The 17,475-nt window shown below is 32.4% G+C and carries 16 protein-coding genes; 6 read left to right on the forward strand and 10 right to left on the reverse strand.

Annotation, left to right across the window (positions count from 1 at the left end; translation table 11 throughout):
• The 4 genes from PHC28_RS05325 to PHC28_RS05340 all read right to left on the reverse strand — a co-directional run.
• Positions 1–1,580, reverse strand: a 1,580-nt coding sequence (locus PHC28_RS05325) for an IgGFc-binding protein (RefSeq protein ID WP_300097003.1), incomplete at its 3' end; no start/stop codon positions are given.
• Between the two features lie 23 nt (positions 1,581–1,603).
• Positions 1,604–3,928 carry a T9SS type B sorting domain-containing protein gene (locus PHC28_RS05330; protein WP_300097005.1) on the reverse strand — a complete coding sequence of 775 codons (2,325 nt, stop codon included), beginning with the start codon at positions 3,926–3,928 and terminating at the stop codon, positions 1,604–1,606.
• 15 nt (positions 3,929–3,943) lie between these two features.
• A complete protein-coding gene (locus PHC28_RS05335; protein ID WP_300097007.1) occupies positions 3,944–4,780 on the reverse strand; it encodes an ABC transporter permease in 837 nt (278 codons plus the stop codon).
• A gap of 20 nt (positions 4,781–4,800) precedes the next feature.
• Positions 4,801–5,697 (reverse strand): ABC transporter ATP-binding protein, encoded by an 897-nt coding sequence (locus PHC28_RS05340; protein WP_300097009.1) that lies wholly within the window; start codon positions 5,695–5,697, stop codon positions 4,801–4,803.
• A 98-nt stretch (positions 5,698–5,795) separates the two neighbouring features.
• Here PHC28_RS05340 and PHC28_RS05345 point away from each other — a divergent pair, with 98 nt between their 5' ends.
• Entirely contained in the window at positions 5,796–6,866 is a 1,071-nt protein-coding gene (locus PHC28_RS05345; protein ID WP_300097012.1) for a hypothetical protein, read from the forward strand.
• A gap of 144 nt (positions 6,867–7,010) precedes the next feature.
• Here PHC28_RS05345 and PHC28_RS05350 read toward each other — a convergent pair whose 3' ends face one another.
• Together PHC28_RS05350 and PHC28_RS05355 are read right to left on the reverse strand one after the other, a co-directional pair.
• Entirely contained in the window at positions 7,011–7,253 is a 243-nt protein-coding gene (locus PHC28_RS05350) for a hypothetical protein (protein ID WP_300097014.1), read from the reverse strand.
• A 215-nt stretch (positions 7,254–7,468) separates the two neighbouring features.
• Positions 7,469–8,929 (reverse strand): TonB-dependent receptor, encoded by a 1,461-nt coding sequence (locus tag PHC28_RS05355; RefSeq protein ID WP_300097016.1) that lies wholly within the window; start codon positions 8,927–8,929, stop codon positions 7,469–7,471.
• 104 nt (positions 8,930–9,033) lie between these two features.
• Here PHC28_RS05355 and PHC28_RS05360 point away from each other — a divergent pair, with 104 nt between their 5' ends.
• A complete protein-coding gene (locus PHC28_RS05360) occupies positions 9,034–9,798 on the forward strand; it encodes an MBL fold metallo-hydrolase (protein ID WP_300097018.1) in 765 nt (254 codons plus the stop codon).
• A 12-nt stretch (positions 9,799–9,810) separates the two neighbouring features.
• Positions 9,811–10,311, forward strand: coding sequence for a hypothetical protein (locus PHC28_RS05365; protein WP_300097020.1), 501 nt, complete (start codon positions 9,811–9,813; stop codon positions 10,309–10,311).
• 1 nt (position 10,312) lies between these two features.
• On the opposite strand, the gene PHC28_RS05370 is transcribed toward PHC28_RS05365, so the two are convergent.
• Genes PHC28_RS05370 through PHC28_RS05385 form a run of 4 tightly spaced genes read right to left on the reverse strand, consistent with a single transcriptional unit; the run spans position 10,313 to position 14,552 of the window.
• Positions 10,313–10,960 (reverse strand): alpha/beta fold hydrolase, encoded by a 648-nt coding sequence (locus PHC28_RS05370; RefSeq protein ID WP_300097021.1) that lies wholly within the window; start codon positions 10,958–10,960, stop codon positions 10,313–10,315.
• A 3-nt stretch (positions 10,961–10,963) separates the two neighbouring features.
• Positions 10,964–11,290: a hypothetical protein gene (locus tag PHC28_RS05375; RefSeq protein ID WP_300097023.1), complete on the reverse strand. Its 327-nt coding sequence runs from the start codon at positions 11,288–11,290 to the stop codon at positions 10,964–10,966.
• 50 nt (positions 11,291–11,340) lie between these two features.
• Positions 11,341–12,594, reverse strand: a complete 1,254-nt coding sequence (locus PHC28_RS05380) for a dihydroorotase family protein (RefSeq protein ID WP_300097025.1) — start codon at positions 12,592–12,594, stop codon at positions 11,341–11,343.
• A 29-nt stretch (positions 12,595–12,623) separates the two neighbouring features.
• Complete coding sequence (locus tag PHC28_RS05385; protein ID WP_300097027.1) at positions 12,624–14,552, reverse strand: BatA domain-containing protein; 1,929 nt, start codon at positions 14,550–14,552, stop codon at positions 12,624–12,626.
• 95 nt (positions 14,553–14,647) lie between these two features.
• Here PHC28_RS05385 and PHC28_RS05390 point away from each other — a divergent pair, with 95 nt between their 5' ends.
• The 3 genes from PHC28_RS05390 to PHC28_RS05400 are packed head-to-tail and all read left to right on the forward strand — an operon-like array spanning position 14,648 to position 17,311.
• Positions 14,648–15,307, forward strand: a complete 660-nt coding sequence (locus PHC28_RS05390; RefSeq protein ID WP_300097028.1) for an ion transporter — start codon at positions 14,648–14,650, stop codon at positions 15,305–15,307.
• A gap of 28 nt (positions 15,308–15,335) precedes the next feature.
• Positions 15,336–16,160 carry a Bro-N domain-containing protein gene (locus PHC28_RS05395; RefSeq protein WP_300097030.1) on the forward strand — a complete coding sequence of 275 codons (825 nt, stop codon included), beginning with the start codon at positions 15,336–15,338 and terminating at the stop codon, positions 16,158–16,160.
• A gap of 38 nt (positions 16,161–16,198) precedes the next feature.
• The gene (locus tag PHC28_RS05400; protein ID WP_300097032.1) at positions 16,199–17,311 is read left to right on the forward strand and encodes a lactonase family protein; all 1,113 of its coding nucleotides are present in this window, start codon (positions 16,199–16,201) and stop codon (positions 17,309–17,311) included.
• Positions 17,312–17,475: the final 164 nt, after the last annotated feature.

The raw sequence follows: 17,475 nt of genomic DNA on the forward strand, positions 1-17,475 counted from the left end.
CTGAGACAACCTGAAATACTTCCTCTTACTTGGTAATATCCAGGTTCAGTTGGTGTATATTCACTATTTGTAGCTCCCGTAATTTCGGTATCATTTTTATACCATTGAAAAGAATCATAAGAAGTAAGAGTATTAATTTTTAAAACTACATTAGGAATGCAAGATGAACTTGTTAATAAAAGTTTATCAGTTACGATTTCAGGTTTAAGGTCAAAACCAGAGTAATAACCACCGTATGTTGCAGCTCCATTTGTTCCAAAGTAGGAAACATAAACTTGTTTTTCGGACTTTACAGAAATATTTCCCGATAAATTATCGATTGTATATCTAACGAAATTTGGATTTCCAGCAATTGGAACAGCTGTTGCAGTTGTAGGATTTCCATTTATTGTTACTGAGGCTCCAGTCTCGGTTACAATATTCAAACCGCCAGAAAAAGTGGTGTTTCCTATTGATTCAATCTGGGGAATATTATCTACTGAGTTGGGTGTGGCACAATTTAGCGGCGGAACAAAAAATAAATTTTGATTGGCAGAAGGATTAGAACCACTAGAACCTCCAATACTTTGATAGACAAAAACATTTTCAGAAGAGGTAACATATAAATTGCCATCCGTAAATTGACTTCCATCAATATCAGCATATTCACCTTTATTTATAGTTGCAAAAAGAGTTGTGCCGTTAATAAAAACTTGAGTGTTATCTACATTAGCGATTAATAAAATGCGCTCTAATTCGTCGGTTCCAATTCCTTTTACAAAAATGTATTCTTTTCCGGTTTTTTCAAATGAAACTATTTGGTCAAAACCCACATCTCTCCCAGTTGGATTTCCTTGTACATTAACAATTGTACTATTGCTGCCGCAAAAAGAACCAGAATTGACGACTACAGGTTTATCAGATTCTATGAGTGCTCCAATCATCTTGGAACTGTTTGAAGGACTATTTTGATCAATGTTTTCAAGGGCTAAAACATAGCTTTCGTTCTTATTTAAAGTAATTGTAATTGGACCCGTAAAATTTGTACCATCCGAAAATGTTGTGCCAATTGGAATATTTGAAAGAGTGATTTTTGTTCCATTCTCAGTAGATAGGATGGAAGCAAAATTTAATAAAGTGCTGTCAGACAAAGGATTTAACATTGCTCCCAGTCTAAATTCTTTACCAAGCGCACTATTTCCTTTAGAAACAAGTCCTCCAGCGTGATTATATGATCCGTTTTGATTTTTACTTGAATTAACTCTCACACTCACATAAATTAAATCTTCGGCTTCTATAATATATCCTTTATTATTGATTTTTCCGATACTTGTTTTTGGAGTAAATAATTGGGTATTGTCGCCTTGACCTATAGAATGAATGTAGGGCATATTTTTATTGACTACTCCAGTAATAATTCCGCCACCATTTTCAATGATTTTAAAGTTAACATTTATAATATTGGGAGTTGAAATATAGATGTATTGATCTTCTACAAAATTAGTTTGTCCTGTTAAAGGCGGAATATAATGTGTTTTGCTGAACTGGGCGAAACAACTAATAGAGGTGAAAATACAGAAAAGAAGTAATGCTTTTTTCATTTTATAAAAATAATAAATATATGCTACCTTTTAAGTGAAAAATGGCCTTTTATTATTTTTCCATCACCTAAGTTTAAATTAAACCAATAATCGTCTGCTGGTAATTCTTGTCCAATATATGTACCATTCCAGCTAGGATTAATTGCGCTAAATTCTTTCAATAATTTTCCATAACGGTCATAGATAGTTATGGTTGCATTTGGAAATTTATCAAAGTTTTTAATTTCCCAAACATCGTTATACCCATCGCCATTTGGTGTAAAAAATCGAGGATAATCTAGAACATAAATCGTATACGGAATTGATAATCCGCAACCATTTTTGTCTCGTGCATAAGCAAAATAATTTCCTGACGCAATTCCCGTAAATAACGGATTGTCTTGAAAATAGAAACCATCGAGAGAAAATTCGTAGTTACCAATTCCAGTTCCAGTATATTGTATCAAAACTGAATTACCATTTCCTGCAAAATCATTTACAGTTGCTCCAGTTATAGTTGCTATTCCAGACTCTTCAACAACGAATTTTTTTGTTTTCGTACATCCATTCACATCCGTTACAAGAACGGAATAATTGCCAGAAGTTGTAGCCATAATCGAGTTTGAGGTATCTCCTGTATTCCATAAATAACTCGAAAAATTTGAGCTGACACTCAAAGTAGTAGAACTACCAGTGCATATAATTGCCGTTTCATCCTGAAAATTAGGCGGATCAAAAGTGTTTACAACAAGTGTTATCGGAACAATTCCATAACAATCGGGACCATTCACTATTCGTGCATAAATGGTTTGTTGGTTTGCTAGAGTGTTGTCAAAAATATTTGGCAATGGATTTTTTTGAGAAACAGCATCTGTTGGAATTAGGTAATATTCGATAATTAATCCAGAAGGTAATCCTGTCAAAACTTGTGGAGTAACTTGCGCATTCAAATCAAAATGATACAAGCCATCTTGGACGTCATCTCCGTCGCAAGTAGGAACAGGATTTTGAGGTGCGATGGCGTTGTTTGCAATGACAAGATCAACTTGAGCATAATTGGCGCAGCCAAAAGAATTGGAAACTCTTGCGAAAAGTGGTGGGTTTGCCAGTGTATTTTGATAAGTTGCAAAATTTGCAATTGGATTTATTTGACTTTTTGCTTCTGGCAAAGATTCATAGTAAACTACAGGACTTAAACTAGGATCATTATTTTTGATGATAGTATCTAATTTGGTCAAATCAAAAATTGTTTTTCCGTCTCCGTTATCGTCACATTGTATTAATGTTGCATTTGATAAAACAATTTCGGGAGTATATTCTAATTTTATTTCTCCTGTTGCCATACACGTTGCTGGTGTAAAAATAACTTCCACTTTATAAATACCAGTATCAGTGGCAACGAGAGTTGAGCCAGTTTCCGACGGGATTTCTATTCCATCTTTGAACCATTTATATGAATAAGTTGCTGGTAAATTCGTGTCAATAATGTAACTTTCTCCATAGCAAATTGGATTGTTTGTAGCTAATAATCGATCTTGTCCTAAATTTATTTTCGGAGAAAAACTTCCAGCTTGAAGAAAAACAGCGGAGTCAAAATATCTAGTTTGGTCGTCAGCAATTACTAATTTTATATGATATGTTGTTCCAGCAACAACATTTGTTTGTGCATTCATAACAACGGTTTGTCCTCCATAATTTATAGGACTTGAGGCAACATTAAATCCGTTAAAATAACTCTCATTCACTGCTGGACATCCACTTTGACTTCCGCTAGAAGGAATTATTGGGTGAATGTTTACTGATGAAACAGGAATTGTAGAACTGGGGAGCACCGCTAAATTTTGATAGTTTGCAGCACTTCCTTTTTCTTTTATAAGAAATGCAAATCCGTCTGAAAAGTTACAAGGATAATTACCTTGGTATTCATTAGATGCAAAAATATAATCGAAGCTAATGAAATTCGTCAAAGGCGTAAAATCAAACTCTAAAGAGGTAGCGTTTATTGAATGTATGCCAATTGCTTGATCTAAGTCAGCATCACCTAACCAGAAAGTACTTCCGCCACCATTGTCCCCTTTGATAAAAGGACCTATTGAATTTTCAATACTCCAAGTATTTAAAATTACTCCTTCTGAAAAGGGAAAAGAACTCGTTCCAGAATTGAAATAACCATAACTGTTCTTTCCTGAAGTAAATGTATCTCCATTTACTGAAGAATTTAAAACTGTTACACAAGAACTGTTAACCAATACATTTTCGACAAGTTCTTGAGCAGTTTTAGTATCGTCTATAGTGATATTTTGTGCAAATACAATAGTTGTAAAGCAACAGAGGAATGCGAAAAATAAAATCTTTTTTAGAAATCTCATAGCTTCGCAAATATACTACAAATCTCTATTCTTTAATAATTTATAGGATAGTAACATAAATATAGATATCCAAACCAAAACAATTACTATTGACGAAAAAGAGACGCTATAATCTTTAATATTGTCTAATCCAATTTGTGTTCCAATGTTTTTGACCACAGATAATCTAGAAAATGGTTCCACAATTAAATTTGAAATCGATTCCATTGGAAAAAATTGTTCAATGTTTGCTGCTGTATTGCCCTCGGGAAATAATCTAAAGTTTAAAATTCCTTTCATAATACTTTCGGCAATATACCAAACCAAAAGAAATCCGATTGCAAATGCAGAGCGTTTTACTAAGATTCCAAGAAATAAACAGAAGGAAAAAAAGCCAACTAATTTGACAAAGAAAGCCAAGAGATATTCTAGATCTGAAAAAACGATGCCGAATTCTGTATAGGAAGAAAAGCTATATCCTAGAACCAAACTCATTATAAAAACAAAAACAGTGGAGCAAAAAGCAAATAAAACGACTGTCAAAAATTTTGACAATACCAATTCTTTTTTGCTCATTCCGTCGATTAGGTTTTGCTTCAAAGTGCCATAGCTGTATTCATTTGCCATCATCGAAACGATGACAATTGCCAAGAAGAATTTTAGCCAAGCTGCAATATAAGTGTTGAAATGCCAAATAAAAGGAAAATTGAAAATACCCATTTCGGCAAGATGAAATTTAAAAATCCCAATATCAAATTTTATCGAAGCTATTAAAGCTATAAAAGAAAGTAAAATAAAATAGGTCAAAGTCAACACCCGACTGGCTTTGTTTAACCAAATTTTCTGTATTTCTATGGAGAGTAATCGTTTCATTTTTGATTTTTAAAAAATTGCTATTGATTGTTTGTTAATTCTAGAAATTGCTCTTCCAAACTATTTTTTCGCTTCACTAAATGGCTTAAAACAATGTTGTTTTCAAATAGAAATCGGTTCAAATCCGAAGATTCAACAGTGTTTTTTAAATAAACCAAAACTTTGCCATCCATAATTTTGACACTTCCAACAGAAGGGTGTGTTTTTAAAACCATAATCAAGTTTTCGATATCGTCAGCCTGCAATTCGAAGAAACCTTCATTTGCTGACATTCCATCAACTAAACCCGAATATAAAATTTCTCCTTTTCTTAAAATTATAACGTGAGAACACACTTTTTCGACTTCGTCAAGCAAATGGGAGGCAAGTAAAATAGTGGTTCCTTTGGCAGCAATTTGTTTGATAATATCTCTAATCTGGTGAATACCTTGAGGATCTAATCCGTTTGTAGGTTCGTCTAGAATTAATATTTCGGGGTCATTTAATAGGGCAGAAGCAATAGCCAATCGCTGTTTCATTCCCAATGAAAAAGTGCTGAATTTGCTATTTTTGCGTTCATTCAAACCAACCAATTCTAGTTTCTCGTCTATTTTAGAATAGTTGATATTCTTGATTTTGCATACTAGTTTCAGGTTTTCTTCTGCTGTCATATAAGGGTAGAAGTTGGGTCTTTCAATAATAGCTCCCACTTTTTTTAATGCATCGTGCGTTTGCATTCTTCCATCAAACCAGCTGTATTGTCCCGAAGTTTTATTTACAACATTCAAAACAATTCCTAAAGTTGTCGATTTTCCGCTTCCATTTGGGCCAAGAATTCCATAGACATTGCCTTTTTTTATTTCGAAAGAGACATTTTTTAAGGCTTGAATGTTGCCATAACGCTTGTGGAGATTATCAATTGTAAGTATCGTTTCCAATTTTATTTTGGTTTTTAATTTATAATAGGACGTTCAAGTATTGATTTTGTTACTTTAGAAATATATTTTAATGTAAATTTGTAATAAATGTAATCAAAATGAACGAAGAACCATTAATGGTTTTTAAAAAACCAACTTATCCTGTAAATAATTCACTAATGGATTATTTAGAGCGATATGATCGTATATCAAAAGTTCCGATAATCTATGATGATTTGTTACGATTTACGGGTTCTATAAATGTGTTTGACAAAAATGATCAGGATACATTATGGGCCAGAGTTTACTATAATGAATATGAAAGAGAAGAAATTGATTTGGCACTAAAAAAAATCTATTCACTTTTGCTTTCAGATGGTAACTTGAGCATAATTAAATTTTTGAATGTGGATTCAATTGATTACTGCACATTTGGAAATTCAAAGCCTTTTAGGATAAAAGTTAGAAATATTCTTAACGATAATTACACTCATTTTTATGTTAAAAAAGCGGATGCTTCAAGGGTTTATGGACTAGAATTAGAACATATTTTATCGCCAGATAAAATCAATTTTTTAGTATATAAAGATACTTTAATAGAAGAACATATTATTGGAATTCCGGGTGATGTCTTTATGAATACATTATTAAAGGAATGTACTGAAACCGAAAAATCCCAAATTGCAAAAGAATTTGTGAAGTTTAATGAGCGCTGTATGATTCGATTGCTTGGTGATATGCGGGCTTATAATTATGTAATTGTGCCAAGTCACGATTTTGATCAAGTAGTTTTTAAAATCCGACCAATCGATTTTGATCAGCAATGTTATGAAGGAAATATTAAGGTGTATATGCCTCAGTTTTTTAAGGAAAATTATCCAATGGTAAAATTAGTCAAAGATAAACTTCAAATCAGTTCAATCGATCAATATAAAGATGAAGAAAGAGCTGTATTAGCCAAAAGAATTTATTCAGCTGAGAATCGTGTTAAGAAATTATTGACTATTATGGGTAATGATACAATTGCTCCAGAAGAAAATGTGCAAAAGTTAAAATTAGGACTTTTCAATTATACGCGTGACTTGAACTTTAAAAGGGCAAAATCTATGGGAAATGTCCTGAATGCAACTTTCGATTTTATCACAAGAAACTATAAAAACATCAATGTTTTTAGCACTAATTTTGAGTAATATTCAAACCAAAAATGAGATTTTGTATTGCATTGTTATAGTTTAGCTAATCGAGCATCTCTTTTTTGTATAATAGTTTGTCTTAACGATAGTAGGCTTTTAATTAATAGTATTGTTAGCATCTTTTTGGGGCTTAAGGATGAATTACAGGGTTGCGAAATGTCTTTTTTTGTACAGACTTATTAATGACTCATTAATATCTTTGAGTTCTGGAGTGAGAAATGTTTTGTGACCATTAAGATCATTAGTCATTTCTATACCACAAGTGGAACATTTATATTCCTTGAAGTGGTTTGTCACATTTCTTGTGGTTACAATTTTATGTCCAAGCATTGAACACAAAATTTTTGGGAAGGAAATTTTATTCCTGATTTTTGTGTGGTTCATAATATGTTATTTAGATTTGGTCTATAAATATACAATAAAAATCAGTCAAAATACAATTTACAACGATTAAATACGTTAAATATATTTATTTGCATTAAAAAACTTATAAAATATATTTTTAACAAAGTGTGAAATAAAAAAAACAGAAAACCCCAATTATTTTTTGATTAATTGGGGCTTCTGTTTTTGTACGAAATACCTGATTCTAATAACTGCTAATTGCTTTTTTCTAATACTTTGTTTGGATTGTATCCAAAAAGATAGTGTTCTTTGATGATTTCAGAAACACCTATAGGTAACATAGACTCCCAACCCGGTTTGTTGCTACTTATCATTTTCAAAACTTCTCGTGAAAAAACTTCCAAGTTTTCAGGGTTATAGTTCTTAATATCAACAACTTTTCCATTGAATTTAAAAAACTTATATAGTTCCTTCATTCTAGGATGCACTTTCAAATTTTCAGAATTCATAATTTCTCCGTTTTCGTCTATCATTGGATACAGATAAACTTTCATATCACGGTAAAATAATTTTCCAAAAGCTTCCAGAATTCCACCACTTAAATGACGATAGTATTTCTCGTCAAAAATGTCAACTAAATTGTTTACACCCATTGCTAATCCCATTCTAGCCTTGGTATATTTAGAAAAATACTCGACCACCTTATAATATTCCTGGAAATTTGAAATCATTACAGTTTGCCCTAAAGAACAAAGTAGTTCGGCTCTATCCATAAAATCTCTTTCGTCAATTTCACCATCAGAACGTAAGTTGGATAAGGTAATCTCAAAGATAACTAAGGTATTGTTAGCGTCCACTTTATGCTCTTCCAGAAACATTTTCAGGGACTCTTCATACATATCCATATTCACTTTTGTTACTGGACGAAAACTTCCTCTTAAAGCGAGAATGTTTTTTTTGTATAAAATGGCAGCAGGAAGTATATTTTTGCCTTCAGGATCAAATATTACGGCATCGGTCATTCCATTTTTTACTAATTGCAAACTCATTAAACGATTATCCATATCAGCAAAACGAGGTCCTGCAAAATTGATAGTATCTATCTCTAGTTGGTCTTTATCTAAATGGTCATATAAATATCTTAAGAATCTTTTTGGATCATTGTATTTATAGTAAGCACCATAAATTAAATTTACTCCAAGAATTCCAAGGGTTTCTTGTTGTAATCGAACATCTGTTTCTTTAAATCGAATGTGTAAGATAATCTCGTTATAATCTTCGTCAGGTTCAATTTGATAACGAATTCCAACCCATCCGTGACCTTTGAATTGTTTGGCAAAGTCAATGGTAGCTACAGTATTAGCATAAGTAAAGAAAATTTTATTGGGATGTTTCTGTCTGCTTAATCTTTTTTCAATTAATCCTTCCTCGTGAGCAAGCATTTTTCTAAGACGACTTTCTGTCACGTAACGACCATCCTCTTCAATTCCATAAATAGAGTCGCTAAAGTCTTTATCATAAGCGGATGTTGCTTTTGCAATTGTTCCTGAAGAACCACCAGCTCTAAAAAAATGTCTTACAGTTTCTTGTCCGGCACCAATTTCGGCAAAAGTACCATAAATATTTTCGTTCAAATTGATCCGAAGTGCTTTGTCTTTTATTGAAGGAATTTGTTCGATGACTTTGTCACCTTTCAACTTTATTTCTGTATCCATATTATTTAAGATAGGGCTTATTAATTGCAAAGTTAATTAAATAGGTTTCTAATGAAAGATAATTAATCCTATTTTTGTAAAATAATTAATAAAAATTGGGCTAGATGAATGTGTATTTTTTAGGGACTGGCACTTCGCAAGGCATTCCAGTAATTGGCAGCAATCATTCAGTGTGTCAAAGTGCTGATTTTAAAGACAAAAGACTTAGGGTTTCAGTTTGGATTTCTTGGGAAAATCATTCATACGTAATCGATTGTGGGCCTGATTTTAGACAACAAATGTTAGCCTCAAATTGCCAAAAAGTGGATGGAATTTTATACACTCACGAGCACTCAGATCATACTGCTGGTTTGGATGATATTAGGCCTTTTAATTTCAAACAAGGCGAAATGCCAATTTATGCACATCAAAGAGTAATAGAAAATCTTAAAAAACGATTTGACTATATTTTTGAAATTGAAAATAAATATCCTGGAGCGCCATCTGTTCATACTATTGAAGTGATTAATAATCATCCTTTTCCTATTGGTGATAAAATGGCAATTCCCATCAATGTGATGCACGGAAAACTTCAAGTTTTTGGATACAGGATTGATAATTTCGCTTATTTGACCGATGTGAAAACTGTCGAAAAAGTAGAAATTGACAAATTGAAAAACCTGAAAGTTTTGGTTGTAAATGCCCTGCGAGAAGAACCTCACGCTACCCATTTTAATTTGCAAGAAGCTTTGGATTTCATCGCTATTATAAAACCTCAGAAAGCATATATTACACACATTAGTCATATTCTAGGCTTCCATGAAGAAATACAACAAAAACTTCCGAAGAACGTTTATCTTGCTTATGACAATTTAGAAATTACAATTTAATCTTACCCAAAAATGAAAAAATCACTACTACTTTATCTATTTATTCTTGTGCTACTGATGAATATTTTTACCTATATGTATCTCAGTCAAGAATTAACTTTTGAACAAAGTCGTTATGCGAATGCAGAAAAAAAATGGAAAAGTAATTTAGATTTAGCCAATACTAAACTAGTGGATGCTAATTATTTCTCTTTGGAAAATAACGAAAATGCCCAAAATTATTTCAATCCTGATAATGCAACAAAAACGATTCAAATCGAAAAATTGATTCCCTTTGTAACCGAAAAATTAATGGATTTGAATGCTAATCCTAAAGGAAATCCATACATTGGTCAAGATCAAATTGGAGCCAATAAATTTATTATCAACAAAGTGAGAATCTTGAATCATCGCTGGATTATAGCTGACTTTAGCGACGGGGAATACTGGGGTGAAGTTTTAATAAAGTATTTTGTCAATGATGACGAAACGGTTTCTTTCGAGACGATTCAGTCCTTGATTTACCAGAAATAAACTAATTTTGAAGTAACCAATTCTTGGAATCATAAAAATTTTGAGGAGAGACTCCGTGACCAATTGGGTATTCTTTATAAGTTATGTTGATGCCTAAATTTTCCAAAAATGGTTTTGCTTTTCGTCCCCAATCAATAGGAATTACTTGGTCAACTGTTCCGTGTGAAGCAAATATTTTGAGATTATTAAACGAATTTTTTAGATAATTTTCTTCTAGGATTTCTGTATTAATATAACCACTCATCGCCACGACTCTTTGCACTTTTTCTGGATGCGAAAGGGCCACAGCATAACTCAAAATCGTTCCTTGACTAAATCCAATTAGTGTTACATTTTTAGCGTCAATTGGATAATTAGCCTCCAGTTCATCAATAAAATTAGCAATCACATCCCTCGAAATTCTTGCTTGTTCATTGTCAGAGAATTTGTTTTGGTCGGCATCAAAGTTGATTGCATACCAAGCATAACTTCCGTATTGCAAATTGTAGGGAGCACGAGCCGAAACGATATAATAATTGTCAGGAAGTTCGCTTGCAAAAGAAAATAAATCTTCTTCATTGCTGCCGTAACCGTGTAGCAATAATAAAAGAGGGTTTTTGTCTAATTTTATTTTGGGTTCTCTAACAAGATATTCGAGTGATAATTTCATTTTTTATGAGATATTTGAAAACCATTTTTGGAAATAATTCCCCAATAAAGGGATTGGTTTTGTTTCGCCATTGATGGCACTAAAAATTCCGTAAGTCCACAAAACGGAGAGAAAAACCCACATTGAAATGGAAATCATTGGACTGTCAAAATTACTAATTATCAGTCCTAAAGATATAAATGTGATAGATAGACCGAGAGCTTGACGAATGTGAAAAGAAGCAAATGGATTCTTGTTTTCAGAATTCATAGACATTGCAATGAAAACTCCAATAATTAAAATATAGCTTGTAATGGCGGCAGTTTTTCCTTTTTCGATTGTATTATTCATTGTGTGTGTTTTAGACCTAACAGGTTTTTAAAACCTGTTAGGTCTGTTTTTTATCCTAAAACTAATTTCGATTGATTGAAAATCCCATATACTTTTCCTTTCAATTCAACTCCCAGAAAAGCTGAATTTTTCGATTTTGACAAGATATTTTCTTTGATAAAAACACTTTTTCCTTCAGGATTGAAAAAGGTAACAGTAGCTTTTTGACCTTCAGCTATATTTTGTGTTTCAATTCCGAATGTTGATTTACCAGAAGTCAATTTTTCGATTACTTTTTCTAAAGGCAAAATAGTTAACAATGTGCCAAAAGCACTTTCTAAACCAATGGTTCCTTCTTTAGCTAAATCAAATTCCATTTTTTTATGTTCTATATCAATCGGATTATGGTCAGACGTAATCATATCGATTGTATTATCAAGAATTCCTGCTATCATTGCTTTTCTATCCGTTTCAGTTCGGAGTGGTGGAGAAACTTTATATCTGGTGTCGAAACCTTCTATTGTTGAATCGGTTAAAACCAAATGATGCACAGCAACACTGCAAGTTACATTCAAACCTTTAGCTTTAGCTTCCTTGATTAGTTGCACTGATTTTGCAGTAGAAATTGTCGGAATATGTAATTTTCCTCCTGTATATTCGAGCAGAAATAAGTTTCTGGCGATTTGCAATTCTTCTGCCAGATTTGGAATTCCTTTTAATCCTAGTTTTGTTGAGACTACACTTTCATTAGCAACTCCACTTCCTCTAATGTTCGAATCTTGGGCGAAAGCAATAATCAATCCGTCAAAATCCTGCACATATTGCAAAGCAATTTTCAATAAATTAGCATTGTCTAAACTCTTGTTATAATCTCCAAAAGCAACTGCTCCCGCATTTTTCATATCGAATAATTCGGTCATATCCTTGCCTTCACTATTTTTTGTCAAAGCACCAATTGGGAAAAGTTGCGTTGCAAAACCGTTGGCTTTGCTTTTTACAAAATTGATTTGGGATTGATTGTCGATAATAGGGAAGGAGTTGGGTTGCAAAGCAATTGCGGTAAAACCACTTCGTGCAGCAACATTTAATCCGTTTGCAATTGTTTCGCGATCTTCAAAACCAGGTTCTCCAAGGGAAACACTAGAGTCAAACCAACCCTGAGAAACGTGTAAATTTTCTAGTTTTACTTCTTCGGCATTTTCTGTGTTGGGAAGTGATGTTCCAATTTTTTTGATGATTCCATCAACAATTAAAAGATCAGCCGTTTGGTTGTGAAAAGGACTTTTTTGATCGATAATTTTGGCGCCTCGGATGATTATTTTCATAATAATATTTAATTATTTGAATTTCGTTTTTATTTTACGAATCGTATAATTGCCATTTCTGTTACCAGAAAAAGCAATGCAAAGATAACAAACCATTTCCAAATTTGATTGTCAGTTCTGTCGGTTTGTAATGTATTGAATACAGTTTCTATAGAATTTATTGTTTTATATTCTGAAAGAATATTTTCATTGGCTTTAGCCAAATTACTTTCTGTTCGATTATAGTTAAAACTGATGTTTTTTAGGTTTTCTTTTTGTTTGTATATTCCAAAATTCCCCGCTTGTTCAGGATAATCGTTGAAAGTTAATTTTACCTTGTTATTCAGAATTTGTTGAATGGGGATAAAGGTTTCATTGTCGTTTTTAACATTCAAAATCTCGTCTTTTGATAAAGTTGCATCTACTAAAAAAGGATTGTTATTGCCAATCGTAAGCTCATTAATTCCTTGGTTTCGACTGTTGATTGCCATTTTATAAAAGGTTGGCACAATCAACGGAGATTGTTGAAAATTAGAATTTTCTATATTGATTGGAGCTGCAAAAATATAAACCGATGCTAATGGATTAGTAATCGAAGTCAAAAATGCACTTTGATCTTCATAGTACAAAACCGCTGGATTAGAACTTGATATTCCAAATGATTTTTTAGTTTTTGGATATTGAAAATTATCAATTTTACTTTCGAAAACACCAGCAAACAAAGGATGATTGAAGTTGATTTTTGTTATCAATTTTTCTTTGTTTTCCAAAGATTTGAATTGTACTGAACCAAAATTCATTATAAATTGATTCAAGTTGGCAACAGAAATTGTAGCAGAAGGAATTACTATCAAATTACTACCTTTTTCTACCAATGATTTTAAGGTAGTTTGCAAAGCTTGAGGAATTTCATCTAACTCGTTTAATACGATGGTGTTCTGGTTTTCGAGTGAATTGTAATCTAATGTTGCAATGGTAAAATTACTGTAATTGAATTCATCGCTGGTGTAAATTCGGAAAAGGAAATTGCTTTTTTCAGGAGTTCCAATACTGATTACGTTGCTTTTTTCAGGTTTCGAAATGCTAAAAAACAAAGTATTATCATATTCTAATCCGTTGTCGATAATGGAAGCATAACCGTGGAAATCCTTTTTAGGAATAGTGAAATAGATTGTTTTTTCTTTATTGTCAAATTTTGTCAAAGTCTTTGCAATCAGTTTATTTTGATTGTATAAAGCAACGGGAATCTCCTTATTTTTTTCGCCAAAAGCGGATAATTTTAGTCCAATTTCATAGAAATCGTCTAAATTTTGGTGGATAAAAACGCTGTCAATCGAAGCGTTGTTTTTTTGTTCGGTTTCTGGAATAATGAAATACGTATTGAAATCTTTATCAATGCTTTTCAATTGTTTGGATTGTAAACCAACAGCATCTGTAATTACAATAACATCTTTGTTAACATCTGATTTTCGGGATTTTATTTTCGCCATCGCGCTTTCCAATTGAAACGGCAAAGCACTGTATTTTAGGTTTTGCAATTCTGTTCGAATAGATTTTATATCCGTATTCCAGAAAGTTTGGGAGTTGGTAATCAGGGAAAAAGTTTGGTTTTCGGGTGTATTTTCGAGTAATTCCTGAACGGCTCTTTTCAGGAGTTCACCTTTTTGACCTTTGGCCTGCATCGAAAAGGAATTGTCCAAAACAATATACATTTCATTCGAACTGTTTTTGGAGTCTTTGGCTTTGAAAAAAGGTTGAGCAAAGACAATAATCAGGAAGCTTAATAACAATAAACGAGTAGCTAAAAGCAGCCACTTCTTGATTTTAGAACTCTTTCTGGTTTGAATGGAAAGCTCTTTCAAGAAACGAACATTGGTAAAATATTCCTTCTTGAAACGTCGCAATTGAAACAAATGTACCAGAATTGGAATAACCAATAAAAAGAGAAAATAGAAGATTTCTGGATGTTTGAATTGCATTTTTCAAAGATAGTATTTTGATTTTATATTTCAGAAATTGGATTTCAGAAATTGAAGGAATTTAGATTATATTTGAGGAATAAATTTTATAATAGATGGATACAATCGAAAAGGATGATAAATTAGGATACTTTAATATTATAATAATGGTTCTAACAATTTATGTGTTAGGCGCATTATTATTAGAGACAATTTTTGTTTTGCCACCAGAAACTTCCAAACTTTTAAAATTTATTGACAATGTTATTTGCCTCCTATTTTTTGTAGATTTTACTGTTCGTTTTTATAAGGCTGAGAACAAATTGAAATTTATGCGATGGGGTTGGATTGATTTAATTTCAAGTATTCCAATGATAAATTATTTTAGAGCTGGAAGATTGTTAAGATTGATTAGGTTGTTCAGAATTGTTAGAGCTTTCCGTTCTTCGAGAATGCTTTTGCATCACATTTTCAAGAATAAGGCAAAAGGAACATTTACAACTGTTTCCATTTTTGCAGTAATGTTGATAATATTTTCATCGATAGCCATTTTACAGGTCGAAAACACAAAAGAAGGAAATATAAAAACGGCTGAAGATGCTTTGTGGTGGGCTTATGTTACGATAACAACAGTTGGTTATGGAGATAAATTTCCAGTAACAACAGAAGGTAGAATTATTGCCGTTGTATTAATGACTGCTGGAGTTGGACTTTTCGGAACTTTTACCGCTTATGCTTCGTCTTTTTTTGTTGAGGAAAAAGGAAAGAATGAATAATAAAAAATATTAATGAAAATAAAATATTATGAGCGACATAAAATTATTTGAAAATAATAAAGTACGTTCCCATTGGGATCAAAAAGAGGAGCAATGGTATTTTTCGGTTATTGACGTAGTTCAGGTTTTGACTGATAGTTTGGATCCCAAAGATTATTGGTATCGAATGAAAAAGAGAGAAAAACTTTCAGGAATTGAGTTATCGACAATTTGTCGACAACTGAAAATGGAAGCAGCAGATGGCAAAAAATACGCTACTGATTGTTCAAATACTGAAGGTCTTTTAAGAATCATTCAATCCATTCCATCACCAAAAGCGGAGCCTTTCAAACTTTGGTTAGCGAAAGTGGGAAGCGAAAGATTAGACGAAATGCAGGATCCCGAAATAGGAATTGACAGGGCTTTGCAGCATTATTTGCAATTGGGTTATTCTGAAAATTGGATTAATCAGCGTTTGAAAAGTATTGAAATCCGTAAAGAACTTACCGACGAATGGAAAAGTAAAGGATTAAAAGAAGGGACGCAATTTGCCATATTAACGGATATAATTACCAAAGCTTGGTCTGAAAAAACTACTAAAGAATACAAAATTCTGAAAGGTTTGAAAAAAGAAAACCTTCGAGATAATATGAGTAATACCGAATTAATTTTGAATATGTTGGCTGAAGCTTCTACCAAAGATATTTCGCAAGCGGTAAATCCGAAAGACTTTAAGGAAAGCCAAAAAGTAGCTCAACAAGGCGGAAATGTTGCCAAAGTTGCCTTGAAAGAATTGGAAGCGAAGACAGGTAAAAAAGTAGTTACTAGTATTTCTGCCAAGACACTTTTGGAAAACAAAAAGAAGAATGAATAAAATTACTTACTTTAGCCCTTCAAAAAAAAAATAATAATATGAAAAATGCGTATGCCATTCTTCTTTCCATTTTCGCTTTAAGCGTTGTGCAGGCACAGGAAAAAAAATTCAATCTGATTGTTGGAACATACACTAATTCTTGTGAGAGTAAAGGAATATATGTTTATGATTTCGATTCAAATTCAGGTCAATTTAATTTCAAAAACACTTCTGAAAAAACTGTAAACCCTAGTTATTTATCCGTTTCTAGCGATAATAAATTTATCTATTCCGTAAATGAGAGCGGTTCTGAAAGTAGGATTAGCTCTTTCAAATTTGATTCTAAAAGTGGAAAATTGGACTTAATTAATTCGCAAGATTCAAAAGGAGCTGATCCTTGTTACATTATTAATGATGACAAAAACGTTATTGTAGCCAATTATTCTAGTGGAACTATTTCCGTTTTGGGTAAAAATAGTGATGGAAGTAGCACCGAAGTGAAGCAAGTAGTTCAGCATACTGGAAAGGGAATTAATGTTAGGAGACAAGAAAAAGCTCACGCTCATATGGTTTATTTTTCGCCAGATAAGAAATATGTGTTGTCAAATGATTTGGGGACTGATAAAGTTTACATATATGAATATAATCCAAATTCTACCGACGAAATTTTAAAACTAAAAAGCAGTGTTGATGTTAAATCTGGAAGCGGACCAAGACATTTAATTTTTAGTAAAGACGGAAAATATGTTTATGTTTTACAAGAATTAGATGGTGCTTTAACCTCATTTAGTTATACTGACGGAACCTTGAAAAAAGTAAATGAAACTACAATTGTTGCATCAGATTTTAAAGGAGATATTGGAGCAGCAGACATTCATATTTCGCCTGACGGAAAGTTTTTATATGCCACCAATCGAGGAACAGCCAATGATATTTCGATATTCAAGATATTGAAAAAAGGGAAATTGGAATTGGTGCAAAGAACAAGCACTTTAGGAAAAGGGCCTCGAAATTTTTCGATTGATCCCACTGGGAATTTTCTTTTGGTTGGACATCAATATACTAATGATATTGTGATTTTCAAAAGGAATGCAACAACGGGAAAACTTACTGATACTGGAAAAAAGATAGAGTTATGTTCTCCAGTTTGTTTGGTGTTTACGAAGATTTAGTTTTTTTTAACCGCAAATTCGCAAATTTTCATACTTTGGTAATGTGGTCAAAAATAGTTGGTGATTTTTTATTTTAGATTAGTTAAATTACCTCCGTCAAATTGAAGAGGACATTGGCTCTGCTGAGGAGCAACCAACTAGCAATAGATTTGATACATATACGA

The organism is Flavobacterium sp. (genome assembly GCF_028712645.1).
In the GTDB taxonomy this organism is placed as follows: Bacteria; Bacteroidota; Bacteroidia; order Flavobacteriales; family Flavobacteriaceae; genus Flavobacterium.